Origin of the sequence: uncultured Pseudoteredinibacter sp., from assembly GCF_947500695.1 — a bacterium.
GTDB lineage: Bacteria > Pseudomonadota > Gammaproteobacteria > Pseudomonadales > Cellvibrionaceae > Pseudoteredinibacter.
Genome location: NZ_CANMSS010000016.1, coordinates 12,953 through 38,974, shown reverse-complemented (window position 1 = coordinate 38,974; position 26,022 = coordinate 12,953). Strand labels below are relative to the sequence as shown.

The 26,022-nt window shown below is 46.4% G+C and carries 23 protein-coding genes and 1 other RNA gene; 13 read left to right on the top strand and 11 right to left on the bottom strand.

Annotated elements, in window-relative coordinates:
• Nucleotides 1-79 precede the first annotated feature (79 nt).
• From Q1A08_RS20355 to Q1A08_RS20335, 5 genes are all read right to left on the bottom strand, one after another.
• Entirely contained in the window at nucleotides 80-991 is a 912-nt protein-coding gene (locus Q1A08_RS20355) for an ABC transporter ATP-binding protein (RefSeq protein WP_299776244.1), read from the bottom strand.
• Nucleotides 988-1,824 (bottom strand): hypothetical protein, encoded by an 837-nt coding sequence (locus Q1A08_RS20350; protein WP_299776243.1) that lies wholly within the window; start codon nucleotides 1,822-1,824, stop codon nucleotides 988-990. The genes Q1A08_RS20355 and Q1A08_RS20350 overlap by 4 nt, the downstream gene beginning before the upstream one ends.
• 57 nt (nucleotides 1,825-1,881) lie before the next feature.
• Nucleotides 1,882-3,831 carry a 1-deoxy-D-xylulose-5-phosphate synthase gene (gene dxs / locus Q1A08_RS20345; RefSeq protein ID WP_299776242.1) on the bottom strand — a complete coding sequence of 650 codons (1,950 nt, stop codon included), beginning with the start codon at nucleotides 3,829-3,831 and terminating at the stop codon, nucleotides 1,882-1,884.
• A gap of 161 nt (nucleotides 3,832-3,992) precedes the next feature.
• Nucleotides 3,993-4,886, bottom strand: coding sequence for a (2E,6E)-farnesyl diphosphate synthase (gene ispA, locus Q1A08_RS20340; RefSeq protein WP_299776241.1), 894 nt, complete (start codon nucleotides 4,884-4,886; stop codon nucleotides 3,993-3,995).
• A 26-nt stretch (nucleotides 4,887-4,912) separates the two neighbouring features.
• Nucleotides 4,913-5,158 (bottom strand): exodeoxyribonuclease VII small subunit, encoded by a 246-nt coding sequence (locus Q1A08_RS20335; protein ID WP_299776240.1) that lies wholly within the window; start codon nucleotides 5,156-5,158, stop codon nucleotides 4,913-4,915.
• Between the two features lie 260 nt (nucleotides 5,159-5,418).
• On the opposite strand from Q1A08_RS20335, the gene pomA reads away from it, so the two are divergent.
• Genes pomA through Q1A08_RS20320 form a run of 3 tightly spaced genes read left to right on the top strand, consistent with a single transcriptional unit; the run spans nucleotide 5,419 to nucleotide 7,840 of the window.
• Entirely contained in the window at nucleotides 5,419-6,174 is a 756-nt protein-coding gene (pomA, locus tag Q1A08_RS20330; protein ID WP_299776239.1) for a flagellar motor protein PomA, read from the top strand.
• A gap of 12 nt (nucleotides 6,175-6,186) precedes the next feature.
• Nucleotides 6,187-7,200, top strand: a complete 1,014-nt coding sequence (locus Q1A08_RS20325) for a MotB family protein (RefSeq protein WP_299776238.1) — start codon at nucleotides 6,187-6,189, stop codon at nucleotides 7,198-7,200.
• Nucleotides 7,201-7,240: 40 nt separating this feature from the next.
• Nucleotides 7,241-7,840 carry a PilZ domain-containing protein gene (locus Q1A08_RS20320; RefSeq protein WP_299776237.1) on the top strand — a complete coding sequence of 200 codons (600 nt, stop codon included), beginning with the start codon at nucleotides 7,241-7,243 and terminating at the stop codon, nucleotides 7,838-7,840.
• Nucleotides 7,841-7,938: 98 nt separating this feature from the next.
• On the opposite strand, the gene Q1A08_RS20315 is transcribed toward Q1A08_RS20320, so the two are convergent.
• On the bottom strand, nucleotides 7,939-8,550 hold the full coding sequence (locus tag Q1A08_RS20315) for a thiol:disulfide interchange protein DsbA/DsbL (protein WP_299776236.1): 612 nt from the start codon (nucleotides 8,548-8,550) through the stop codon (nucleotides 7,939-7,941).
• 201 nt (nucleotides 8,551-8,751) lie between these two features.
• Here Q1A08_RS20315 and ssrA point away from each other — a divergent pair.
• The 5 genes from ssrA to Q1A08_RS20290 all read left to right on the top strand — a co-directional run bounded on the left by ssrA (nucleotide 8,752) and on the right by Q1A08_RS20290 (nucleotide 13,580).
• Nucleotides 8,752-9,142, top strand: a transfer-messenger RNA (tmRNA) gene (gene ssrA, locus Q1A08_RS20310).
• A gap of 419 nt (nucleotides 9,143-9,561) precedes the next feature.
• Entirely contained in the window at nucleotides 9,562-10,542 is a 981-nt protein-coding gene (locus tag Q1A08_RS20305; protein ID WP_299776235.1) for a glutathione S-transferase family protein, read from the top strand.
• Complete coding sequence (locus tag Q1A08_RS20300; RefSeq protein ID WP_299776234.1) at nucleotides 10,542-11,444, top strand: LysR family transcriptional regulator; 903 nt, start codon at nucleotides 10,542-10,544, stop codon at nucleotides 11,442-11,444. The genes Q1A08_RS20305 and Q1A08_RS20300 overlap by 1 nt, the downstream gene beginning before the upstream one ends.
• Nucleotides 11,445-11,455: 11 nt before the next feature.
• On the top strand, nucleotides 11,456-12,148 hold the full coding sequence (locus Q1A08_RS20295; protein WP_299776233.1) for a pirin family protein: 693 nt from the start codon (nucleotides 11,456-11,458) through the stop codon (nucleotides 12,146-12,148).
• Between the two features lie 163 nt (nucleotides 12,149-12,311).
• Nucleotides 12,312-13,580 carry a HAMP domain-containing protein gene (locus Q1A08_RS20290; RefSeq protein WP_299776232.1) on the top strand — a complete coding sequence of 423 codons (1,269 nt, stop codon included), beginning with the start codon at nucleotides 12,312-12,314 and terminating at the stop codon, nucleotides 13,578-13,580.
• A gap of 5 nt (nucleotides 13,581-13,585) precedes the next feature.
• On the opposite strand, the gene Q1A08_RS20285 is transcribed toward Q1A08_RS20290, so the two are convergent.
• The 4 genes from Q1A08_RS20285 to Q1A08_RS20270 all read right to left on the bottom strand — a co-directional run bounded on the left by Q1A08_RS20285 (nucleotide 13,586) and on the right by Q1A08_RS20270 (nucleotide 18,923).
• The gene (locus Q1A08_RS20285; protein ID WP_299776231.1) at nucleotides 13,586-16,660 is read right to left on the bottom strand and encodes a choice-of-anchor U domain-containing protein; all 3,075 of its coding nucleotides are present in this window, start codon (nucleotides 16,658-16,660) and stop codon (nucleotides 13,586-13,588) included.
• Between the two features lie 12 nt (nucleotides 16,661-16,672).
• Nucleotides 16,673-17,539, bottom strand: a complete 867-nt coding sequence (locus tag Q1A08_RS20280) for a hypothetical protein (protein ID WP_299776230.1) — start codon at nucleotides 17,537-17,539, stop codon at nucleotides 16,673-16,675.
• Between the two features lie 150 nt (nucleotides 17,540-17,689).
• Entirely contained in the window at nucleotides 17,690-18,547 is an 858-nt protein-coding gene (locus Q1A08_RS20275; protein WP_299776229.1) for a hypothetical protein, read from the bottom strand.
• A 16-nt stretch (nucleotides 18,548-18,563) separates the two neighbouring features.
• Complete coding sequence (locus Q1A08_RS20270) at nucleotides 18,564-18,923, bottom strand: response regulator (RefSeq protein ID WP_299776228.1); 360 nt, start codon at nucleotides 18,921-18,923, stop codon at nucleotides 18,564-18,566.
• 540 nt (nucleotides 18,924-19,463) lie between these two features.
• On the opposite strand from Q1A08_RS20270, the gene Q1A08_RS20265 reads away from it, so the two are divergent.
• On the top strand, nucleotides 19,464-21,122 hold the full coding sequence (locus tag Q1A08_RS20265) for a sensor domain-containing diguanylate cyclase (RefSeq protein ID WP_299776227.1): 1,659 nt from the start codon (nucleotides 19,464-19,466) through the stop codon (nucleotides 21,120-21,122).
• On the top strand, nucleotides 21,065-21,934 hold the full coding sequence (locus Q1A08_RS20260; RefSeq protein ID WP_299776226.1) for an EAL domain-containing protein: 870 nt from the start codon (nucleotides 21,065-21,067) through the stop codon (nucleotides 21,932-21,934). Before Q1A08_RS20265 ends, Q1A08_RS20260 begins: the two co-directional genes overlap by 58 nt.
• Here Q1A08_RS20260 and creD read toward each other — a convergent pair.
• Nucleotides 21,931-23,292 carry a cell envelope integrity protein CreD gene (creD, locus tag Q1A08_RS20255; protein WP_299776225.1) on the bottom strand — a complete coding sequence of 454 codons (1,362 nt, stop codon included), beginning with the start codon at nucleotides 23,290-23,292 and terminating at the stop codon, nucleotides 21,931-21,933. The genes Q1A08_RS20260 and creD overlap by 4 nt on opposite strands.
• Nucleotides 23,293-23,561: 269 nt before the next feature.
• On the opposite strand from creD, the gene Q1A08_RS20250 reads away from it, so the two are divergent.
• From Q1A08_RS20250 to sbcB, 3 genes are all read left to right on the top strand, one after another.
• The gene (locus tag Q1A08_RS20250; protein WP_299776224.1) at nucleotides 23,562-24,119 is read left to right on the top strand and encodes a cytochrome b; all 558 of its coding nucleotides are present in this window, start codon (nucleotides 23,562-23,564) and stop codon (nucleotides 24,117-24,119) included.
• 70 nt (nucleotides 24,120-24,189) lie between these two features.
• Nucleotides 24,190-24,585 (top strand): 4a-hydroxytetrahydrobiopterin dehydratase, encoded by a 396-nt coding sequence (locus Q1A08_RS20245; RefSeq protein ID WP_299776223.1) that lies wholly within the window; start codon nucleotides 24,190-24,192, stop codon nucleotides 24,583-24,585.
• Nucleotides 24,582-26,018 (top strand): exodeoxyribonuclease I, encoded by a 1,437-nt coding sequence (gene sbcB / locus Q1A08_RS20240; protein WP_299776222.1) that lies wholly within the window; start codon nucleotides 24,582-24,584, stop codon nucleotides 26,016-26,018. The genes Q1A08_RS20245 and sbcB overlap by 4 nt, the downstream gene beginning before the upstream one ends.
• Nucleotides 26,019-26,022: the final 4 nt, after the last annotated feature.

The window sequence follows — 26,022 nt, the reverse complement described above, 5'->3', positions numbered from 1 at the left end:
TAGTGTGTTCGTGGAGTTTAGCCAGAACGCCTTAAGCTGTTTTTTATGTCTGGGGTCTATCCTTGTCGAGCTAGTTTAATCAAGAGTTGCTATCAGAAAACAATTGATCTTCCAGGCTAAGCCCCTTTTTAAGCTGCTGGTACTCTATGCCTGAGTTGGCTAGCAATTCCAGCAGCTGGCGATCGAAACCCTTTTCCTTAGCGTTGTAGCGAATCGATAGATGCCTTGCATTACGGCTGCCGGCGTGCTGAAAAGAAGGAAGGCGGCTAAGTTGTTGGCGTAGTTGTTCAGCTTGTTCCTGGCAGAGCTCGATTTCAATAACGGCACTGTCGCCAGTGTTGTTTTGATGACTCTGGTGCTCTTGTAAAACCCCATGTTCAATATACAGCACTCGTTGGCAGAGCTTTTCTAGTTCAGCAATATTATGGGAGCTGATAATGAAGGTCTGTTTGTGCGACTGTTGCTCAATAATGTTTCGAATTAAACGTGCATTATTAGGGTCTACACCCGCAGTGGGCTCGTCGAGTAACACCAGCTCTGGATCGCCAATTAGGGCCTGCGCAAATAGTACTCGCTTATTCATACCATGGCTGAGCTGCTGTGGTTTTTTGTCGGCTGATTCAGCAAGGTCAACAAGGCCAAGAACCCTCAAAGCCTCTTGTGTTGCAGCGGAGCTGCTAAAGCCTTGCAGGCGCGCAAGAAAGCTAAGCTGCTGCACAATACTTAGCTCTCTATCAAGCTGGGCATCCTGCGGCAGGCTGCCGATTCGCCCTTGTATCTTCGCGCTGTCGATGGGTTCGCCGAGTAGCTTGATATCACCGCTGCTGGCTTGTATGTAATTACAAAGCAGGCTAAAAAAAGTGGTTTTGCCAGCGCCATTGGGTCCGATTAAGGCAATCGGGCTGCCTTTGTCCAGGCGTAAGTTAGTCGACTCTAAAGCCTCGACCGTGCCAAAGCTTTTGCTTAGGTTGTGACATTCCAATAAGCTCATATGTCTTGCCTCTTCCACAGCCAAAGAGACAACACTAGTACCCAGCTACTTTGCAGAATCGGCAGGCCAATTGCGGGTAGGCATTCGCTGGCGGAACACTGTTCCAGTAACTGACTATGAGAGCCTGGTAATAAGCTATTGAACAAGGCAAATGGTGCGATGCTATTCGCGAGCCAAGAGAATAGCCAGCCGATAATAACCAGCCCGATAAATGCGAGCAGTAATGATCGAATAGGGCTGGAAGCAAAAATACTGCTTAAGCTCATTAAGGCAATGTAGGGCAGTCCCAGAAAAAATAATAATAGCCACATGACAATAGCGCCGCCAAGGCTGGCTTCAAAGCCGCCGCTTTGGCGGCTTAAACTAAGCGCTAGCGTACTGAAAATGGCGATGGCGAGAATGCCACCGAGTATCGCGGCTTTCGCCAGGCAGCGTCCAAGCACAACACTTAAACGATGGCTTCGAGCTTGCCAAAAGCGTAAGCGTCTAGCCTGGCGATCTTGAATCAATAAGTCGGCGCTAAGCAACATAACTAGCAAAGGTAAGCATAGCTCGAGCAGGTACCAGCAAATGGCCAGTTCATAGCTTGGCCAATCAAAGCGTTGTAGCAATTGAAGTTTGTCGAGAATCAACAGGCTGATGCCGCTTTCTTCACCACTTTCTATCAGGCGTGTGCTTGCCAAAATAACGTAGCGCAGTACGAGGCCCCAAGCGATAAGGAAGCTGCCGCCAAACAATAGCCATTTGAAACTGCTAAAGTTTCGTTTTAAATCATAGCTGGCATGAAGTAGGGAGGCCCGGCCAAAGCTTGGCGGGGCATGCAGATTACTCAAGGTGTATCCTTATTCTTGATTCTTATTGTATTACTAGCTGCTAGCCAGCGAAATTGGCTAGGCCAAATTGCGTGGTTTACTATCCTGTTGTGCAGCGCTGAATTCTGCCCAGCGTTTTTCAATCGCCTGCTGAATGCCTTTAGCGTCCAGCTGCTCTTTTTCTAGCAATTGCTGTGGCTTGCCGTGATCTACATAGCGATCATCCAAACCCAGTTGCAACATCGGAAGGCAAATACCTTGGCTATTTAAAAATTCGCTGACAGCACTTCCAGCGCCACCGGCGATAGCATTTTCTTCTATGGTGACAAGCAGCTGATGGCTACTAGCAATTTTTAAAATCAACTCTTCGTCGATAGGTTTCACCCAGCGCATATCGCATAGGCTGGCATCAACTGCGGCCGTGGCTTCTTTCGCCGCTTGCAAACGCGTGCCGAAATTTAAAATGGCAATGCGATTGTTTTTGCTTTGGCTTAATTGAATGCCTTTGCCAATAATGACCGTATCAAGGGTCTCTTCAATGCTGACACCAACACCGTTGCCGCGAGGGTATCGCACAGCAGATGGCCCATTGTATTGATAGGCAGTGCTCAGTAATTTGCGGCATTCATTCTCATCGGAAGGTGCTGCGATGATCATATTGGGAATGCAGCGCATAAAGGTAAGATCGAAGCTGCCGGCATGGGTAGGGCCGTCTTCACCGACCAAGCCGGCTCGGTCAATGGCAAAGGTGACATCAAGGTTTTGCAAAGCGACGTCATGAATTAATTGATCGTAGGCGCGTTGCAAAAAGGTCGAATAAATAGCGACTACCGGTTTTTGTCCTTCACAGGCCATGCCGGCTGCTAGTGTGACCGCGTGTTGCTCGGCAATCGCAACATCGTGGAAGCGTTCGCTATATTGCTCGGCAAATTTCACCATGCCAGAGCCTTCGCACATTGCTGGGGTAATACCGATTAATCGTTTGTCGGCCGCAGCTTGATCGCATAGCCAGGCGCCAAATACGTCTTGGTATTTAGGTGGTTTTGGTACCGCCGTTACTGGTGTGCTATTGGGCGCTTCAATTTTATTAAGCGCGTGATAGCCAACCGGATCTTCTTCGGCGGGGCTAAAACCTTTGCCTTTTTGAGTCACGATATGAAGCAACTTCGGGCCTTTAATATCCCGTAAATTTCTGAGGTCGTGGACAAGGCGAGGCAGGTCGTGGCCATCAATTGGGCCGATATAGTTAAAGCCCAGCTCTTCAAATAAAGTGCCAGGAGAAACCATGCCCTTCATATGTTCTTCAGTGCGGCGAGCAAATTCCCAAGCTTGCGGGATAGCGCTGAGCACTTTTTTGCTGCCTTCGCGCATTTGGTTATAAGTTTTGCTGGCCCAAATTCTAGAGAAATAGGTGGCTAGGCCGCCGACATTTTTGCTGATCGACATATTGTTATCGTTCAGAACAACCAGCATATCGGTTTCGGTATGGGCAGCGTGGTTTAAGGCTTCAAAAGCCATGCCCGCCGTCATCGCGCCATCGCCGATAATTGCAACAGCCTTGCGGCGTTGCTCGGGGTCTTGCTCTTGCTGAATAGCGTCTTGCTCAGCACCCAAAGCCATGCCTAATGCGGCGCTAATAGAGGTACTTGAATGGCCCACTCCAAAGGTGTCGAATTCACTCTCTTCGCGCTTTGGAAAGCCGGCTAAACCGTCTAGCTGACGTATGCTTTGCAACTCTTCTCGGCGCCCAGTAAGGATCTTATGGGGGTAGGTTTGGTGGCCTACATCCCATACCAAGCGGTCATCTGGAGTTTGATAGATGTAATGCAATGCAATGGTGAGCTCCACTACACCTAGCCCAGCACCAAAGTGGCCGCCGGTTTTCCCCACGCTGAACAGCAGGAACTCACGCAGCTGGCGCGCTAATTCTGGCAGCTGTTCTTCTTCCAGCTCACGTAATTGTGCTGGCGAATCGATGCTATCCAATAGGGGCGTCGATGGCCGCTCTAGGGGGATTTCTTTAAACATTCAGTACTAGGTCTCTAGGTTGCTAGGCAACCACATCATCAAGCTATCAGGGTTGTCACGGCCATGCTGTATCTGAGCTGGCGCGGAGGATCGTCCATTGTATTCGGCCCGGCCCGCCAACGCAAAGAACTGGCGGATAAGCAGGCCTATATATTAGACGATTAATGTGATCTTTCGACGATATAGTCGGCCAAAGCACGTAAGGCCTGGGCTTCTGGGCCAAAACCCGCTATGGCCTGTTGGGCATCTTGGCGCAGTTGCTCGGCCTTGGCTTGGGCTGCGGGCAGTCCTAGCAGCGACACATAGGTAGGCTTGTTAAGCTGTTCATCAGCACCTTGTTGCTTGCCAAGGGTATCGGTATCAGCGGTGACGTCTAAGATGTCATCCTGTACTTGAAAGGCTAGGCCAATGGCGTCTGAGTATTTATCTAGAGCTTGCAGCTGGGCTGCGTTGCTATTGCCAGAAGCGATGGCTCCCATGCGGATAGCAGCTCTAATAATACGACCTGTTTTTAGCTGGTGCATTTGCTCAAGTTGCGCAAGGCTAATGCGTTGATTAACCGAAGCCAAATCAATGGCTTGGCCGGCAACCATACCCGCTGCGCCAGAGGCGGAGGCCAATTCTTGAACCAGTCGCAGTTTGATTCGATCGGGGCAGTTGGCGATATTGCTCAGCTCGCTAAAAGCTTGGGTTTGCAGGGCATCTCCCGCCAAAATGGCGGTGGCTTCATCAAAAGCTATATGACAGGTTGGTAAGCCGCGTCGCAGCTTATCGTCATCCATCGCTGGTAAGTCGTCATGGATCAAACTGTAGGCGTGCATCATTTCGATAGCGGCTGCAGCGCTATTCACAGCAGGATTTTGGCTATTGCCGCAAGCTTCAGCACCGGCCATTACCAATAAAGGCCGCACTCTTTTACCACCGTTAGTTGCGCTGTATTGCATGGCGGCGAGCAGTGTAGCTTGCGGGCATTTTGCTCGGCTTAGCGCTTGGCTAATGGCTAGATCAGCGCGCTCTCGGCACTGCTGTACATAGGCGGAAAAATCGAAACTCACGGAGGTGCTTACCTTTTAATGGTGGATCAGCTTTCGCCGGTATCCTGAGTGTCAAAGGGTTGGCTTACTAACTGACCTTGCTGTTCCATTAATAGCTCAACCTTCTGCTCGGCAGCGCTGAGCTCTTGCTGGCATTGGCGGGTTAGCTTCACGCCTTTTTCAAATGCAGCGAGAGAGTCTTCAAGGCTCATGTCGCCGGCCTCCATGGCTTCTACTAGTGACTCGAGCTCGGCTAAAGAGGTCTCAAAACTCGGTTTTTTCTCTTTTGTCATGGTGTACTCAACGCTATGAAAAGAATGGCGCCACCCTACCTGACGCTAACAGCTTGGTCAATGCGCCTTTAGCTGCAAAAAACGGCGGCCCTTATGTCACGCCAATGTGAATGCAGGCGCCAAATTGTGAGCTTAAGCTGCTGGCTGTACTACATTTTAAAGATAAGGGGTTAACTTGTCTTGGGAATGGCCGATATAAGCCATAGCGAAACCTATAAACCACTCATTCTTCATGATGAGTGCACGCTAAGGAGCAATCTGTGGATTTAGCAACCATAGTCGGTATTATCGGCGCCTTTGGTCTTATCATCGTCACCATGCTAATGAGTGGCGACTTAGGTATGTTTGTAAACATACCGTCGCTGGTAATCGTAGTCGGCGGTAGTATTTTTGCGGTGATGGCCAAATTTGGCCTCGGCCAGTTTTTAGGCGTGGGCAAGATTATTGGTAAAGGTATGACCAATAAGCTCGAGCAGCCTGGCCCATTAATTGATGAAATTGTAGAGTTGGCTGATGCAGCGCGTAAAGGCGGTTTGCTATCACTCGAAGGTAAAGAGGTTAGCAGCGACTTTCTTCAAAAGGGCATTCAGCTCTTGGTGGATGGTCATGATGCCGATGTCGTTAAGCAGTTGCTGAGCAACGATAAAAAGCTCGCCGAAGAGCGCCACAAAATCGGCTCCAACATCATGATGTCTATGTCCAGTATGGCACCAGCAATGGGGATGATCGGAACCCTGATTGGTCTGGTGGCGATGTTGGCAAATATGGATGACCCAAAGTCGATTGGTCCGGCGATGGCGGTAGCACTATTGACCACACTTTATGGTGCGGTAATGGCGAACGCCTTCTGTGAGCCAATGGCCGACAAACTCAAATTGCGTGCCGCCGAAGAAGCGATGATCAAAAGCTTAGTGATCGATGCTTTGCTGGCCATTCAAGGCGGGCAAAACCCTCGTGTTATCGAATCTATGTTGCGCACCTATTTGCCGGAAGGCCAGCGCGAAGCATCTGAGTAGTGGGGGTGACAGATGAGTGATGAAGAAGAGCAAAGTTGTGATTGCGTTGAAGGCCTCCCCCCGTGGATGGGTACCTTTGCGGACTTGATGTCTCTATTGATGTGTTTCTTCGTATTGCTATTGTCATTCTCGGAGATGGACGCACAAAAATTTAAACGCTTAGCGGGTTCTCTTTCTCAGGCTTTTGGTGTGCAAACCAAACTGGCGGTGACAGATCCGCCAAAGGGCACCAGTATTATCGCCCGTGAATTTAGTCCTGCTATCCCAGAGCCAACACCGATCAATGAGATTTGGCAGAAGACCGAAGATATCACCCAGTCCAGTTTGGAATTCGATCAAGCCAATGAGTTTGATATCGAAAAGGGTGAAGAAAATCTAGAGGCCGGTGTCGAGAAGGCCAGCGATAAAGAGCTGCAAGAAAGGCTTGAAGAAAAACTCGAAGAGCTAGTAAAAGAAACGGAGCGCGATGCAGCTGTTCTAGCGCAAGCTTTGCAGGCGCAAATTGTCACTGGTGAAATTGAAATTGAGACCATTGGCCGAAAAATCATTATTCGAATTCGCGAGAAAGGTTCTTTTAAATCTGGCTCGGCAACACTAAGCGAAAAATATTTTCAGGTTTTAGAAGAGGTTTCAGCGGTACTGGCAAAGCAGCCTGGTAGGATTCAGGTGCAAGGGCATACTGATGATTTGCCAATTCGGACTAAACGATTTAGATCGAACTGGGAGCTCTCTACAGCGCGGGCGGTATCGGTTGCACATGCCTTGATGGTGGGCAAGCGGGTGGCAGAGAACCGTTTCGAAGTGGCCGGCTATGCGGCAACCAAGCCCTTAGTGGAAAACACCAATCGTAAAAACCGAGCCAAAAATCGCCGAGTTGAGATCATGATCAGTCAAGGCTTGGATGATGAACTGAATGAAGATGATAAGAAGTTGCTGCAAAATCAGGAAGGGCAGGACTTGTTGCGCAACCTAGACCTAGAACCACCAAATTATCAGTTTGAACTAAAACCAAACGAAATATTTTAAATCAGCAGTGGTATTGCCACTGCAATGACTGGAAGACACTATGAGCCATGAACGCCGCCGTTTTTTTCGTATTGACGACAGCATAGGTGTTGCCTATCGCCTACTGAGCGATGAAGAGCTGGCTGATCAGTTAGATGGAGAGATTAAGCCTGTCGATTCAATGAACTTGATCGCTTCATACGATAATAAAATAGCTAATCTATGTGGCCAATTGCAGACTCGCGATCCCTTGGTTGCGGAGCTGATGGAAACCTTAAACGCCAAATTAAGCGCGGTAATTAATCAACTAGAGCTGGATAGCCGCTTGGTTCGCCGCGTGGCTTATAAAGTTCATGAGGTGAATATCAGTGCTTGTGGTATGGCTCTATTCACCGATGAGTCGATACCAGAAGGTGCGACGATTAGTTTAGAAATGTCATTAAAACCCGGCAATCATTTGGTGCAGTGCTATGCCAGCGTCGTTTCATGTGGAATGGATGAAGAAAAGCAAAAATTCTACATCCGTATGGATTTTGCCAATATGAGTGAGCATGACCAAGAGATCTTGATTCAACATATTGTGCGCCGCCAAGGTGATCAGCTTAGAGAGGCTAGGCAAGATACCCGCATTGAAGTGGCGGGTGATGTGCAAGAAAACTGATTTGTACCAATAAGAACTGCGGAATGCAGTGAAACGTTTATACACTAGCCATAAAAAACCGGAGCATGCTCCGGTTTTTTATGGCTTCAAGCTGCTGTTTATTGGTTCAATAGGAAATCAATAACCGCCCCTAATTCTTGGCCAACCGCGCCGGGATCTACCAAGTATTTGCCGCCAACCAAAATAGATGGCACGCCGCGTAGGCGATACTTCTGTGCCGTATCGATAGAATCAGCAATAGCTTTGTGGGTATCTTGGGCATTCATATGCATTAAAATCTTGGCGGCATCTTCACCGCTAACTTCTGCTAAAAACTCGGCAATATCTGTTGGCGCAAACAACTTCTTACGATCTTTATGAATGGCATCAAATAGTGCTTGGTGAGTCTTATCGCTAATACCCAATTGCTCAGTGGCATAGAAGGCTTGGGCATGGGGGATCCAGTTGCGACCTAAAACGGCTGGTATGCGGCTAAAGGCGATATCGGCAGGCTTATGCTCTAGCCAGCTTTCTAAGGTTGGCTCAAAGGCGTAACAATGGCCGCAGCCATACCAGAAGAAGCCCGCTACAAATTTCGGAAGGCCCTTCGCAGAAATCTGGGGAGCAACGTCCTCATAGTGCTTGTGCTCCTGAAACTTAGCCTGGGCGCTTGCCAGCGAGCTAAACAGCGCCAGTGTAAGGCTGGCCAAAAGAGCGGTAAAACGCTTCATACTTATCTCCAAGATCTACAGGTCTCAATAAAAGGCCAAAGTGTATACCGTTTAGCCAAAGCCTGAAAGCAGGCGCAAGCTTAGCCTTTCTTTAATGAGAACTTAGAAGATCTTAGGTGAAATAGTTCCCCGTTTCAGGCTATAATCACGGTTCGCATTGCGAGGGTTTCAGGTCTGGCTGCTGCCAAAGCTTGAAACTCCGGGGCCGATTAGGATTCGACGCCGGTGACAAAACCTTAGGTGCATGTCGTGATGGTAGCCAATCACGTTAATCCAAAGCTGCACATTATTAGTTGCCAATGATGACAACTACGGTGCTCAACTAGCTGCGTAAGTAGCTTTTTGCTGTACCACCTAGGGGTACGCCCCTAGCGGTCCTTAACAAGGTGCCTATACCGCGTTACTGACTGTCATTCAGAATAGGATCGCAGCAATATTTGCTCAGGGTGGCGCTGCTAAACATTTAACTGAGATCGCAAATTACGTCACGCCCGCCGGGCTGTAAGGCGCTAAATTAACAGGCGGAACTAAACATGTAGACCCTAAGGCGGAGTGCTGACGGACGCGGGTTCAAATCCCGCCGGCTCCACCAATACCAAAAAAGGCCTATCCCTCGCGGGGTAGGCCTTTTTTGGTATTGGTGGAGCCGGCGTGTGAATGACCACGCCCCGGGTTCACAAAATCGCCCGGAGCGATTTTGGATTGCGGCGCCCAGCCGCAACCCCGAAGGGGTGAGCGCAGGAGCGCGAATCCAATCCCGCCCCAAGGATTCAGCCCAGCCAAAATATAAACCTACCTATTAAGCAGCACCGCCAACGGGGTCAGAACCCTCGGGTTCTGACCCCAAATTCATGCTCGATCGAAACACTCTTCTCCACCCCAAATCTAATTATTCGAATCCATAGAACAAACCTTTCAATAAATTCCGTTATTCATACACTCCATAGAACATTAAACTTTCTCCTAACTTAAACCTCCATCAAGGGCGTTTTAAATAACAGGAGCAAGGCAATGGGCCTACTAATCGAAGGACAGTGGCACGACCGCTGGTATGACACCGAGGGTAACGATGGCCATTTTCAACGTGAAGAGGCCCAGTTAAGGAATTGGATTACCGCTGATGGCCAAGAAGGCCCCAATGGTGCATTGGGTTTTAAAGCTGAGGCTGGCCGTTATCATTTGTATGTCTCCTTAGCCTGCCCTTGGGCGCACCGTACCTTGATCTTTAGAAAGCTTAAAAACCTTGAAGAATATGTCTCGGTTTCAGTTGTTAGCCCCGATATGTTGGATCAAGGTTGGAGTTTCAATAGTGCCGAGGGCAGCAGTGGTGATGATTTATTTGGCGCAAAGCAGCTGCATGAGATCTACACCCGTAATAAATCGGATTACAGTGGTCGAGTCACTGTGCCGCTATTGTGGGATAAATTAACAGGTTCGGTAGTCAGCAATGAATCCTCTGAAATTATCCGCATGTTTAACTCGGCCTTTAATGAGTTAAGCGGTAATCAAGATGACTATTATCCGAAAGAACTTGCCGCCGAAATTGATGAGATTAATAGTTGGGTATACCAAGATATCAACAACGGTGTATATCGTAGCGGCTTTGCTACCTCTCAAAAAGCCTATCAAGAGTCTTACGATCGCCTATTCTCTGCTTTGGATGGGGTAGAAGAAATTCTATCGGCGCAGCGATATTTAGTGGGCAAACAAATTAGCGAGGCTGATTGGCGATTATTTACAACACTGATTCGTTTTGATGCGGTGTACCATGGCCACTTCAAATGTAATCGCCAGCGTTTAGAAGATTTCCCCAATATCAGCAATTATGTGCGCGAATTATATCAATGGCCTGGAATAGCCGAGACTGTCGATTTTTATCATATTAAACGGCACTACTATTACAGCCACGATATGATCAACCCTAGCCGCGTTGTTCCTGCAGGCCCAGATATTGATTACTTCCGTCCACACGATAGAGGACGTTTTGAGTAATGCAAAAAGCAACTCTTGAACAATGGCGAATGTTTAGATCCGTTGCGGATGCTGGCGGTTTTAATCAGGCTGCACTCGTTGTACATAAAAGCCAGTCGACGATTCACCATGCGGTAAATAAGTTAGAAGAATCTCTGGGTATCAAACTGCTGACTGTAGTAGGGCGTCGCTCTCTTTTGACCGAAGCCGGGCGGCTGATGCTACGGCGCGCGGAATATTTATTAGAAGAGAGTGCACGCATAGAAGCCGTAGCCAAATCGCTTCAGGCAGGAGTTGAAACAGAGTTAAGGCTAGCTGTTGATAGCGCCTTCCCGAAAAATCTGCTCTACAAAGCACTAGATCAGGTTTCGCTTATCTACCCCCAGTTGCGCATCGATATCATGGAGACAGCGCTTTCTGGCGCCAATGAATTAACCGCAGCAGCGCGAGTAGATATTGCTCTTTCACCTCTGCCAATGCCCGAGGGTTTGAACGAAGAAATTTGTAATATTGAATTTGTAGCAGTGGCGCATAATCAGCATGCATTGTTTTCAAATGGTGCAGAGCTCAGCTATGAAAATATTAAATCTCATCGTCAAATTGTAGTGCGTGATTCAGCCGAGCATCAAAGTGTCGATGTGGGTTGGCTAGGTGCAGAACAGCGCTGGACGGTGAGTCATATGCAGGCTTCCATAGCGTTGTTGCAACAAGGTATGGGCTTTGCTTGGCTGCCACTACCAGCGGTCTCCAGCTTATTGCAAAGTGGCGAGTTAAAATTGATCCCCTTGGCAGAAGGAGCAAGGCGCAGTCAGAGTTTTTACTTGAATTACCAAGATCGCGACAAGCTTGGCCCTGCTGCCCGAGAATTTATGGGCGCCCTTCGTATGTGTAGTTATGATCTAAAGAACCCTGAGTTAGCGTAATCGAGGGCGGTATGAAGTATATTCGTCGAGGTTCACAAAGAGGCACAGCTAATTATGGCTGGCTGCAAAGTCGACATTCTTTCTCTTTTGCAAACTACTATGACCCAAAGTTTATGGGCTTCTCATCTCTGCAAGTTTTAAATGATGATCTGGTCATTGCTGGGGCAGGTTTTGGTGCCCATAGCCACCAAGATATGGAGATTCTATCCTATGTTGTAGAAGGAGCGATGGAGCACCGAGATAGCGAGGGTAATAGCTTTATTTTGCCAGCCGGAGATATTCAGTTAATGAGTGCAGGCCGCGGTATACGCCATTCTGAATATAACCACTCCAAAAATGAGCGTTTACGTTTTTTACAGATCTGGATAGAGCCCAATAGCCTTGGCGGGCAGCCAACTTACCAACAAAAAAGCCTACAGCAACATTTAACTGAAGAACTATTGCTTAGCCCTAGGGGGCAAGACGGCTCATTAAAAGTAAAACAAGATGTAGAGCTTAAAATGCTACGTCTTAAAACAGGCGAGAAGTGGAGCCATCAAGCTAGAGAGCGAGCCTGTTATGTACACCTGATTGCGGGGTCGGCCCGCTTAGCTGGTGAATTCCTGAAAGCGGGGGATGCCATGGCTATATCAGGCGAAGGCTTTTCCCTGGAGGCTATAAATAAACCTTGCCAGGCGCTGCTGTTCGATCTGCCCACACCATAAGTAGAAGTTGCCAGTGAGCTTGCCCTAAATAGCGCTAGAGCTTTGTTTTTAATTGGCCGGTATAAAGCTTTAACAAACTAATGAGCTTGCCGCCATAGATTTGTGATAATTCAAGATGAGATGGCTTTTAGCATTTGCACACATAAAAATGCTGGAGAAGCCCATGAAGCTTGCTGCGAAAACGGCCATATTTAGTGCATTGCTAATATTGATCGCCCTGCTCAATCTAATCTTTCATAATCAGAGTGCTCGTTTAGAGCAACAGTCTACCTTGTTGCTTTCTTCTTCAGAGACACTAGAGCGCGACATTAAAACCTTAGAGGCCAAAGCTGCCGCCTATGGGGCGAATGCGCCCAGGGATTACCAATCGTATTTTCGTGATGTAGCTTTGTATTACAAAGAGTTTGAAGCTGCCGTCAGTTCGCTGCAGCAAGATGATTTGCATTTGGGTGAACGTTTAGCGGATATCGATGGCGGCTCTCTCATATTGCAACTTAGTACAGCAGGGCTGACTCAAAGCCATCAGCAATGGCAGCTTGCCCTAACTAATTTTATTCGAAGTTATAACGAAGCTATTGGTGATAACAAGGATGAACCTAGGCTGGAGTGGGCGGCGCAAAAAATCCGCGAGCAAGGGCCAGGTTTGACTTCCTTAGCGAAGCTACTGGTTGAAAAAGCAGAGCTGTATAATCAGGAGCGTCAAAGAAAACAGCAGCAATTCGCTTTAAGTTTGGCATTGGCTGTTATTGTCGCCAGCTTGGTTTTCAGCTTTTGGTTTTTTATGGCGGTAGTTAAACCCGTTAAGCGTTTGGCAGAAACAACCAATAAAGTAGCAGAGGGTAATTTTGGTTTACAATTGGCGGCTAAGGGTAAAGACGAGGTTTCCGAAGTAACAACAGCGTTTAATTCATTGTCCATCCGGATCGATCTTATTCTTAAGCTGCTGGATCAACTTGAAGAGGGCGCCAGTGAACAGCAGACAGTGGATGCCGTTCTCGATATTTGTGGTGATTATTTTAATGTTGATTGGGCAGGGATTATTTCTTTACAGGAAGCTGAATTACGTTTGCAGGCCGCAAGCCCTGCCAGCAGCATGAAACGTTGGTTTGCTAAATCAGCAACGATAGAAGACGGTAATTTAGCTGAATTTATCGCTAGGCATATCATTGCGAAGAGACTTTGGACCGAAAAGGACATCGATAGCTTTGCAGTAAAAATCAAAGATAGTCGCTTGATGCGTGAGCTTATGCGCAATACTCATGCCCATTCAATTTTGGGTATTCCTCTCGGGGAGGCTGGACAGCGTCGCGGGATGTTATTGTTAGCGAGTCAGGATCAAGGCCTGCTGGATGGAAAAAGAGGCGAGCTTCTTATGAAGCTCACCCCTTTGATTTCTCAGCGCACAATGGGTGCTAGTCAAAGTGTTGCATAGCTTTGCTATTTATCTGGCTGTAGCTGTCTGCGCCTAATATGACGGCTCCCTAGTCCGATCAAACTAACAAATAGTAGTGCAAGAACAGCAAGAGGAGTGCTGGGTACGCCGGTAGGATTACCTAGCGCTCTTACAACTACAGCTATTGGGTCGACAATGCGGCCGTCGACAGGTGTATCATCACCAAGCCCACCATCTGTAAGCGAGTAGCGAATTTCATTGTTGTTTTTATCGATTACAGCTGAGTTGAGTGTGTACCAGCTTTTACTCCCAGAAAAATTCGGTGCCTGGTGGCCAAATTTCTGTACTTCAACTAACTGTCCTGCCGCTGCATCAGGCAAGCTATCGTAAACTAGGCGGATATCGGCCTGATTACAAGGTAGCTCGAATGAAATTGCGGAGCCCCAGAGGTTAAAGCTAGAGCTGTCTACATTACTTAATGCTAACTGCTCTACTTGGTTGCAGCCGCCGCTAACTTCAAAAAGAATATTGCCCACGGAGCTACCACGAAGAGTGGCGACATTAGATTGAGTAAAATCGGCTATTCCATCTGAGTTTAGATCGAAGCCAGAGTTAAATTCTTCATCATCGCTTACCCCGTCACCGTCGCGATCAGCAGGAGCTGTGCTTAGCTCTGAGCTTGATGCATCGGCAAACTGATTATCTGCGACTATCTGTAGAATTCCTACGGAGGCTGGGAATTGTGTGGCATTGGAGTTTAAGCTTATTCCACCAATTAGGCTTCTTGCAGCAAAATGCCCGGGCGAAGCGCCTAGGTTGCTAGTAAGGTCTACCGTCACTTCACAATAGCCGTTAGCAGGGATTGAAAAATCTCTCAGAAACATAGTTGTTACGTTGACGCTAAGAGTAGAGCCTACACCGCAGATGTCGGTAGCATTGCTGGCTACAAAATTTCCAGGGAAGTCCCGGATAACGTCAAGTATTCCATTTGTTGCCTCGAAATTAGACGTGTTTTCAAGGCGCAGTGTTAGGCTAACGGATTCGTTCGCTTCAATATGATCTTTAGAAAAAGCTAAGCTGGCTATTACCGGGCTACTTTGTAAGTTCAAAGAACTGCTTGGGATAGCGGTGATAAGTCCTGTTTCGACGGCTGTAAACTGTGTGTTTTCTAGCTCGAGAGAGTAGGCTCCAGGGGCGAGGTTAGCATCATTTACAATATCGAAAGTGATACCGCAACGCTGCCCTGATGCAAGATCCAAATCGCTAATCTGTATGCGTGTACCATTATTATCGATGCTTGCACCTTGGCAGCTTGTATCGCTGCTAAGGTTACTGATAACGCCAATGGTTGTGCTGCCCTGATTTAATTCAAGTTGAATATCGTTTTTGGCACTTGGTGGGTCAATAGACAGCAAGGGGCTGCCATTATCGATATAAAGTTGGAATCTAGACGTGTTCGAGGCTTGCAAATAAGGCGATTCGCCCACGCTTAGCAGGTGTTCAATAAATATCTTTGGTCCACCAACAAGTTCTACAGCAGTTGCAGGAACCTCTCGACTATACTGTTCACCTGACACGGAACTCACTACCAGGAAGCTGGGAATCTCTAACTGTCGAGAGAAGTTGCTATTTGGGCTGCTTAAAATGAAGTCCAGCTGGCAATTGCCACCAGCACTGAGAATTCCGCCTCGAACAAGCAGTTGACGTTCATTGTTGTTAATTGTTTGGCTTATGAGGGATCCAGGGCCGCAGGAATTGTCAGCTGGTAGTGTTTTGACATTGAGCTCCGGAGGAAGTGTTAAAGAAGCTGCTATATCTGAAGCGGTACTTGTTGTGCTTGAATTTCTTATCTCTAGGCTTAAAGTTGTATCATCGCCAGCACTAATTGCCGAGCTTGAAAAACTCAAACTGGCATCGACGGCTTCACTGATATTGAAGGAGCCTGCCGCGACGCTAAGTGCTGTGCGACTACTATTGATTAGTGCATCTGCAGTTGTAGTGATGTTCTGAAATTTTCCAGCAACTGCTCCCGCCGGAATCTCCAAATTAAAGGCGATGGTACATTCTTCATTGCTCAATAAATTGTTTATATTTGCACTGACTTCTCCACCGTTAAATTGCACGCCCGGGCAGGAGTTGACGCTGGCTGCTGGGCTTAAATTAGCGCCGCTAATATTTGCACCATAGTCACGTAGAAAATTAATGTCTTCAAGAGTGCTACGCTTGAGGTTTTTAATTCTTAGGGTTACCAGATCGCTGCCGCCCGGAGTCGCTTGGCCAGAACTCTCACTTAGTACAAGAATGTCGGCTGAATCATTTTCGATTAGCAAATTTTTGCTGCGTACTTTGCTGCTGACACCACTGAAGTAATTTGACTCTACATAAGCCGATGCTGTGCCTTCCGAAACTGCTACAACATCCGCATCGATTCTACACTCGCTAAAAAGCGTTCCAAAAGAAGAGATGCTAAATTCGCGGCGAGACTCATCTATAGTCGCAGAAAGGCCATTGCAGTTTGAGCTAATATCTACAGGGCTGGCGAAATATAGATTGTCCGATAGCCTTCCTTTTAAACCTCCACTGCTTACTATAGTGGGACCTATTTTTTCTATTACCGCTGAAAGTGTAGCTACTTCGCCAGGAACGAGGTTGTTTTTTGATATCTCCAATCGGTGGTTAATGTCGGGATCGCTTAGAGATACTGTCAGGTTTCCTGATGCAGGGTTTGCTATGGGTATAATTTGCCCTAGACTGTTTAAATCTGAAGTTGTAATGAAATGAGTCCCTACAGTCGGTGATGTCACCTTTACTGATGGTCTGCATAGGGTATCTTTTGCTAAGCGGCGAGCGCTAAATTCGACAACAGTTCCCCCGGCTGGAATTGGATTGATAACACCGCAATCACCGTTCCCGCTGTCTGGAATTAACTCCATTCCTGCAGGGAGAGTTACTGCAAAGTCTATATTCTCTAAAGGATCGACGGAATAAATGTCAAAAGTCAGTGTGCTAATATCGCCAGCTTCAATATTATTGGGTGAGCTACTTAAATTAAAGTTCACCTGAGCGTAGGCCGTGCTCACCCCTAAGCTTGTAAGCAAGCCAAGTAATAAACGTTTCATACTGTGCCTGCTTTAAGGTTGTTGGTTCTGTTTACGTACCGAGGCAAGCTCAGCTTTCAGCTGTTCCAGTTCCTGTTGTTGCTTAACAGTATAAAGAGTCAGCTCTTCTACCTTTTGTAATAGCTTAAGCTGCAATTGGCTCATATTGAGGCCATCTTTAGCCACCTCGGCGGCAGGCGGGATCTCGGGGAGGTGATGATTTTTTTGAACGAATTCTCCTAATTGTTGCAAAGGCATAAGGCTGTAGTCGTTAGCAAATACATAATCGGGGAAGTCGGCTTCTGCAACGCTGGTGGTGATATCCCCGGCAATGTTTAAGTCACCGTTAGGTAAAATGGCAAGTTTGCTTTGATTGTCCTGAGTAAAACTAAGGCCAAGTTCATTGGCTGAGATATCCCAGAAGCTCGCTGGAAAACCACCGCTGCTGTTTTGTTGTAATCGAATACTGGGCAGGTTGTTGCTATTAATGTGCAGAGACTTTTGGGCGTCGTCGGTCCCTAGCCCCAAGAAACCCTCATTGCTGATGTTGAGCGCATTTTCTGGTGCACCGGCCATTACCATAAATGGAATTCTGCTGGTGTTGACATCCTCAATAGCAAAAAAGTTACGGCCGCCGTTAGTGCTGTCATTTGCCACTAGTCGCCAATCATTAGTTGGAAATGACGCTGAGTTACTAGTATCTTGAAATAGTATTCGGGTATTGTTTTGCTTTAAAACAAGGCCATCAAAACCAAAGTTGATATTGATCGAGCAATCTACACCGACACACTGATTACCTACGATAATGTGGTCATCGAAAACTGTTTGGTCGGCAATTGAAAAAGAGCTTCCTAATGAAGCAACAAGACAGATTGTAGAAAATGTGGCGGCCCTAAGCATTATAACCCCTAAAGTTTTATGGTTAATTTAACCTTAAAGGATTACATGTGTAGGTCGAAAGTACCACCCCTCAAGTGGGGGGGGGTTGTTAACATTAATTAGGGCCGAAGTTTATATTACGGCAAGTCGCCACCTGGCAATCTGTATGACCTAGGAGCTCAAACAGATTGCTAAGCTGCCAATGTCAGTTTCTACACGTAGTATCGCGACCTGTTCAAATATGGTGCTCAAGCTAGAGATGTCTCGGCTAAAGACAGGGGGCTTGGCTTTATAGCTGCAATCGTCGGGAATGGTTTCCTTGGCAAAGTAGCCTGCCACCAAGTTTAAAAATTCTCCGCTGGCATCCCAAGCTAACTCGCTATCGACTTCATCTGTTGGGATTTTGATCAGTCGGCAAGCGATATCTGTCATTACTTGCTCTTTGCAGCCTAGGGTGATGGTGAGATCTCTAACACTTTCGATCGTGATGCTACTTAAAAAATATTCTTCAGGAGTATAGGGTAGCTCGCTGATTGATATTAGCCCTTGAAAGTGGGCCTGAGTCGCTAAGGCTCGCTGACTAAGTCGGCATGCAATCCCTGCTAAGGCATTGATATTGTAGGTGTTGCCATGTTGTTTAATAGCAGATTGAATTTGGGCGAGCGCTAAAGTTTGTTCATTGTGGTGAGCTTCTAACTGCTCACGTAGTTCATCGCTACTTAAGTGCCCGAGCTCAACTAGTACTTCGCCGAAAAACTTTCGCCCTTGCTTTTGTAGGCCAATAAGTTGTTGTAACTGTTCAACACTAATAAATTTCATGTTGACAGCGATATCACCAAAACGAGCGTCTTCGGCTTGTTGTCGTTGATTAACCTTCCTAGCCTGCTCCATACTTAGAAAGCCATGTTCTACGGCAATTTCACCCAGTAAAGGGTTATTTGCTCTTTGGAAGGCTAGAGCTTCTAGTAGTTGATCTTTATTAATCAAGCGGTGCTCTAATAAAAATTGACCGAAAAACTTAGTCGCCATCATCTTCTCCTGCTTTTTACAGCTCGCTCAATGTGCTAAGTAAAATGTCTTCTTCAAAAGGCTTTTGAATATAGGAAGATGCTCCATTGCGTAAGCATTCCTCAACATCAGATTCAGAACCGAGTGAGCTCAAAATGACGACTTTTGCTGAAGGGTTGTGTTGGACGATTTGGCGCAGTGCCGTTTTTCCATCGGTCTCTGGCATCACTAGATCGAGCAAGACTAAATCTGGATTGTGTGTTTTATAGGCCTCTGTTGCTTCTGTACCGTTGCTCGCTTCACCAACCACTTGGTAGCCGTTTCCCTGTAGCAAGCGTTTTGTCATCAGGCGAATAGATCGCGAATCATCGCAGATAAGCACCTTATTATTAGTCATAATTGCAGTTCCTTCGATAATGCATTGGGCAAGCGCTACTTGCGTATAAGCAAAAAACAGCGTTCATTTTTGAGTATAGGAGTGATTTGTAGCTTTGCAGATGGAAAGCCAGTTCAGGCATTGATAGTCAGTTAATACAGTTCACTTTCGATGCCTCATCGACTAGCGGTATATGGTTGTTTAAGCAAATTTCAGGCAATTTCTTTATGATCAATTTGGACAATAAATGAAGTGTGTACGCTAAGCTGGGCCGATCATCATAAGCTGACAACTTAAAGGCCAAAGTTCTAATTAATTCGCTTGATTAAGGCACTGGGCAAAGATTAATATAACCCTAAATTAATAGGGGCTAATGCAATGCTGGCTAAATTAGCCTCACTATAAAGTCAGCTCAATTTCGGCCGAAGTATTCGTATATGAGTTGTTACGAAATAATACCCTCAGGTGTCCATCAAGACCTGAATTTTGCCCCCTCTTTGCGTGTGGTCTTTGCCTTGCCGTGTGCGCTACGAATCAGTTTGCCTTGCTTGGAGTATGCCTGTGCCGACTGAGTCTCTCGCCTTGGCAGATTCCACCCTTTTGGATGCTATCCCCGATAGTTTGATTGTTTGCAACCATCAAGGAGAGATTCTTTGGTGTAACAAATCCATTCAGGAGTTATTGGGCTACGGAAAAGAAGAGTTGCAGGGGCAGCCGGTAGAGGTTCTATTGCCCGGTTCGATGCGTAATGTGCATAAGCGTCATCGTGAGCAATATGTAAAGGCGCCTACTCGCCGACCAATGGGCAATGCTGCTGAGCTTTTTGCTTTAGCTAAAGATGGCAGTAAGGTAGCTATTGATATTGAGCTGGCGCCGTTAAATTGGCACGGCCAAGCTTGTGTCTCTGCGGTATTGCGATGTAGAGAAACAAAATTAGCCTATGAGGCCGACCAGCAAAAGTTACTGCGTGAAAACGAAGAGCGCCTAAGACGCTCGCAGGCTATTGCGAAGATTGGAACTTGGGATTGGAACCTGCCTGAGGATCGGGTTACTTGGTCAGAGGAAATCTACTCTATTCTTGGGCTGCCTACCGATTTTGAAATTCATGGTATTCAAACGGTATATGATCTTGTTTTACCCGATGATGTTCAGATATTTAAAGAGAGCTTAATTGAAGGTGGCCGGCAAGGTTCTACCTTTGTATTCGAGCATCGCGTCGCTAAGGCTGATGGATCTATATGCCATATTCGACAAAACGGTGAAGCTTTTCTAAATGCAGATGGTGAAGTTGTACGTATGTTGGGGACCGCTCAGGACGTCACTCAAGAGTACGAGCGAACTCGACAGCTTCAGCTATCTCAAACCATTTTTGAAAATGCCAATGATGGCATTGTCGCTACTGATGCTGATTTTAATATTATTTCTGTAAATCCAAAGGTCGAGGAGCTGTGCGAGAGCTCTGCCGATCAGATGTTGGGACAGCACTTAATGACCTTGGCACCCCAGTACGCCAGGGAAGAACTCGTTCGTAAGCTGCAAGAAAGAGTGGTTAAAGAAGGCAGTTGGAGGGGGGAGGCAGAGCTGCTTGTAAAGAACGCTCCCAATGTACCTGTTGTGGCATCGGTTGCTGTTATAAAAAATGCGCAGGGTGATAATGATGGAGTGATTATAACGGTCACTGATATTTCCAAAATTAAAATGAACGAAGCTCAATTGGAGTTTCTAGCTCACTATGATCAGTTGACCCGCTTGCCAAACCGAACCTTGTTGCTACGTGAATTGACCGCCAAAGCAAACGGCAGTTTTGAAGGCGAATCTAGTTTGTATGTTTTATATATCGATTTGGATGGCTTCAAGCAAATTAATGATAGTCAAGGACATAGCGCCGGTGATGAACTTTTATCCGAGGTTGCTGAGCAGTTGCGTCATTGTGTTCCTGATCGGGCTCTAATCTCGCGACTCGGTGGTGATGAATTTGCTATAGTTTGTGATTTTTCTACTGTTGACGACGTAGAAATATTAGCACGTAAAGTTATTCGCCGACTGCAATTACGCAAAGAATTTTCTGAGTTTAGTGTTGGCATAAGTGCTAGTGTGGGTATAGCTTGTTGTCCTAAAGATGGTCGAGAGCCATTAGAGTTGATAAAAAAGCTGACCAAGCTATGTATGAAGCCAAAGCTAATGGTAAGAATGGCTTTGAGCACTATAGTGATAGCGTAGGTAGGTTGCTAAGGCAGAAGCTACAAATTACATCGGATTTGGCTAAAGCTCTGCAACAAAGGGATTTAAGTTTAGCTGTTCAGCCGAAACTGAATCTCCTCGACACTGCAGTCTTTTCTGTGGAGGCATTGGTTCGCTGGCCCCACCCGACAAAAGGTTTTATACCACCCGACAAGTTTATCCCCCTAGCGGAAGAGTCTGGCCAAATTTTAGATCTTGGTCGCCAGGTTCTAGCGATGTCTGCTGAGTTTGTGGCTAGCTGGAAAAAGCACAATAATGCTGATATATCAGTGGCTGTCAACCTATCGGCTAGACAGTTACATGATAGGCACTTACTTAATGATATCGCGGTAATTCTTAACTACTACGATGTGGATCCGGCCTGCTTTGAGTTTGAGGTGACAGAAAGTGTGGTAATGGATGATGTAGAAGCCAGTTTGTCAGTTATTAAGGCCCTTAAAAAAATGGGAGCACGATTTGCTATTGACGACTTTGGTACGGGCTACTCTTCATTGAGTTACTTAAGTAAGTTGCCGATCGATGTTTTAAAGGTTGACCGTAGCTTCATTACTAATCTTCCAGAAAATCAAGAAGATTTAGCCATTGTAGAGGCTATCATTTCAATGGCTAAAGGCCTTAATGTGGAAGTGGTTGCCGAAGGCGTAGAAACTCATGGTCAGTATTTGCTGTTGAAGGATTTGGGTTGCGAGCACTTGCAAGGCTATTTTCTTTCTAAGCCAGAGTCTCTGCAAAAGTATTTGCAGAGCCCCTGGCGATTTGATGGTTCTGTTTTGTCTTCTTGTATTGCTTAGCTTAGGCTTTCGTCCACTTTTGTTTTTGCATTTTGACCTAGTTTATACCAGTCGATGTTTCTCGTGCCCAACATTAATGCCGACAGTAATACAAAGACTAAAACACTACCCATAAGCAAGGCAAAGTCTTCAGCTTGAATAATTATGTACAACAAGGCCCACAAGCTGATAATGCCAATGGTAAACGAAAGTGTTAATGGTTTGCTGTTTAGAACCTTCCTCAGATAGCCGTATAACAATATTGAACAAGCTGTTACGGACACAAAATAGGCTAAGGCAAAGCCAATATGCTCAGCCAAGGCGAGTAGCAATAAATAAAATATAGCAATCGCTAGGCCGACAAAAGCATATTGAATAGGGTGCATGGAAAGCGTTTTAATATGTTCAATTATGTAGAACACCATAAAGCTTAAGCCAATCAGAAGAAAAGCATACTTGATTGCGCGTTCGGTTTTTAAATAAATGTCGACAGGGTTAATAAAATCCACACCCAACAATAAACGGTTTTTGCTCTCTATAACTGCGCAGGTATTTTGCTTTAAACAGCTTTCGATATAGCTAATGTTGTCCAGAGCAAAGTAGTTGCTTTGCCAATTGGCAGAGAAGGAGTCATCTTCAATCTGATAGTCATTGGGTAGTTGTGCCCCCATAAACTTTGGGTGAGGCCAATTAGCTTGCAGAGAAAATTGATTGTTCTGTGCCAGGGGGAGGTAGTAAAGCTCGCTCATGCCTTTTAGCTGCAGGCTAAGCTCAAAACGTAATGTCTCGTTCTTGGAATTATCGATTAGTTCATTAAGTGGGTAGTGTAAGCCTTGAGGGAGGTTCTTTAGTTTGCTGCCTACTTCAAAATCTCTCTTTAGTTCATTAACTTTCAGGCTTTGTTGTTCGAGGCCTCGCATGTCAGCAAAACTCAAACTTAAAATTGCTTGGCCTATGTGGCCAACAGTAGGATCGCTAGCGAGCTTATTTAACGCGGCATTTATATCTTCTGTTTGAAAGCTGCCGTTTAATTGAAAGCTGCTGCGATACACAGGGATTTCATAAATACCTTTTTTACGATTCTCTACCGATAACTCTGCCTCAAGAGAGGCTTCTCGAGCGGGTATCAATGTCCACAATTGGCGTGGGGCCGAGCTATAGCCATTGTCTTGGACGATAGCTTTGCTTTGATATGGGATGGCTATCACCGGGCTGCCGAGCCACTGTTTCCCGGTCCAGTGTCGCGCCACTGCGTATTGAGCTTGGTTTTGACTACTGGCCCTATCCTCGGTTTTGAGTTGCACCATGGTGATGGGAATAACAAGTAGCAAAAATAGAAAGAGCATCAGAATGAGTTTAAAGCTGGGTGATTTGAACATGTCTTAGCCTGAGAGTTTGGGTCAATTTTGTTGTTTTGCTTAATTTAAATCCCAAAAATGGCCAGTTTGCGCTGCAAATATGATCAAATATGGCGATAGTGTTGCTGTGGAGGTGGGTATGAATGCGATGGGTTGTTCGTCTCGTAAGGTCAAATAAGGCCTAATGCACACTTACTTCACATTCTTGCCATATAATGCCCCTCTAAAAATAGTGTTTTAACGCAATAGATTTAAAGCCTTAGATAAGACCTTTGATAAGAGAAGTAGCTATGTCTGATACCGCACAAAAACTAAGCAAAACCACAGTTGCCTTACATTGGGTAGTGGGCCTGATGATGATCGGCTTGCTGGCCGTTGGCGTTTATATGGAAGAGAACGAGGTTTATTCTCTTTACCCTATTCATAAGTCTTTAGGCGTCCTGATTCTTTTGGTGGTGTTGCCTCGAGTTATTAACCGTATGCGCAATGGCTGGCCAGAGCCTGCTAGCCAGTACACAGCGATTGAGAATATTCTTTCTAGAATTACTCACTATTTATTGATTGTTGGTACGCTATTGATGCCTATTTCAGGTGTGTTAATGTCTGCTATGGGTGGTCGTGGTGTCTATGTCTTTGGCCTGGAGTTATTTGGTAAAAACTTCGATGCTGTTGACCCTACTAAAATTGCACCGATCAATGAGTCATTGGCGGGTCTTGCTCACAGCTTGCATGGCTGGGGTGGTGATATCTTAATTGTAGCTATTGCCCTACATGTAATTGGAGCCGTTAAGCACCATGTGATCGATAAAGACGGCACTTTACGCCGCATGTTGGGTAAGTCAATCTAAGTCCTGGCTTTGATCGGCCCAGCATAGTGCTGGGCCATTATGGGCTAGCCTGAACAACGAGCTTATCCCCATGTCTGTTGATCCCAATCTTTACTCTCCCTTCCCCGGGCTTCAGCTGCCCAAGTTAAAGTCTTATAGCAAAAACTCCAAGGCGCTCAACGTCAAAGAGGTGGATGATCTATTTCACGATCTAAAGCTATCGAAACATGCATGGCGTGTTGTGGATAATCTGGAAATCTGTCGTAGTTATAGCCCAAGTGACTATTTAAGTGGCTTGGAGTTTGTTCAGTATTTAGCAGTGGCGGCGGAGCATTGCGATCATCACCCAGAAATCCACTTTAGTTATCGGCAAATCGAAATACGCTGGCACACTCACTTTGTAAAAGGTCTGCACTTTAACGATCTAGTCATGGCAAAATACAGCGATGAACTATTTGCCGCTTTAAGCGAGGGGAGCAGCACTTGAATACACTATATTGGCATGACTATGAAACCTGGGGTGAAGTGCCGAGCCTAGATAAGCCCAGCCAATTTGCAGGCATTAGGACCGATGAAGATCTAAACATCATTGGTGAGCCCCTGATGGTGTATTGCAAACCCAGTAGCGATACGCTGCCAAAGCCTGATGCCTGCTTAATCACGGGTATTAGCCCACAAAAAGCTCTGGCAGAGGGCTTGTCTGAGCCTGAGTTTATGGCGGCTATTGCAGCAGAATTGGCCGCTCCAGGTACTTGCGGTGTGGGTTATAACAGTATTCGCTTTGATGACGAGGTGAGCCGCTATGGTTTTTACCGTAACTTCTACGACCCCTATGAGCGTGAATGGAAAAACGGTAATTCTCGCTGGGATTTAATCGATGTCGTGCGCCTGTGTTGCGCACTGCGACCGGAAGGCATTGAATGGCCAAAACATGAGGATGGCAAACCAAGCTTTAAACTAGAGCATCTATCGGCCGCCAATGGTCTTGCTCATGAGGCCGCTCATGATGCCTTAAGTGATGTTTACGCCACGATCGCATTGGCGAAATTATTGAAGGAAAAACAGGCAGGCTTGTACAACTATGCTTATGGCTTGCGAGATAAACGCAAGGTTATGGAGCTTATTGATTTACAGAGCCGAAAGCCTCTGCTGCATATTTCTTCTATGTTTCCTGCGGAACGATTCTGTTCTGCACTGGTAATGCCTATCGCGATGCATCCTAAAAATAAGAACGCGGTAATCTGCTACGATCTTATGGTTGATCCGGAGCCTTTGCTCAATTTGCCAGCCGAGGAAATAATTCAGCGTTTGTATGCGCCAAGTGCAGAGCTGCCTGAAGGTATCGATCGCATAGCTTTAAAACTTGTTCATTTGAACAAAAGCCCAATGTTGGTTACCGCTGCGATGGTAAAAGACGCCGAAGAAGAGCGCTTGCAAATCAATTTGGCACAGTGCCGTCAAAACTGGAGCAAGATTAATAAAGCTATTTTGCAAGGTGGCTTGCTGGCAACGCTACAAAACGTATATTCCCATAATGAATTTTCTCCGCAGACAGATCCCGAGCGAATGCTTTACGAGGGCTTTTTTGCTGATGGCGATAAGGCCGTGATGGAGCGGGTGCGCAAGGCCGATGAAAATCAGCTAGCCGATAGCGGTATCCAGTTTCAAGATCAACGTTTGCAAGCGCTCTTGTTTCGCTATAAGGCTAGGCACTTTCCAAACAGTTTAACGGCTGAGGAAGCCGAAGAGTGGGAGGCCTTTCGCTTTGCTCGCTTGACTGAGTCAGAAGCTGGGGCATCCATTACTTTAGAAGATTTTTTTGAGAGAATTGCTTGGTGGCGAGAGCAAGCTGGTCTTAGTGAAAAACAGGCGGCTCTGCTGGATCAGCTGGAAGCCTATGGTGATGGCTTGCTGGCATAGCCAT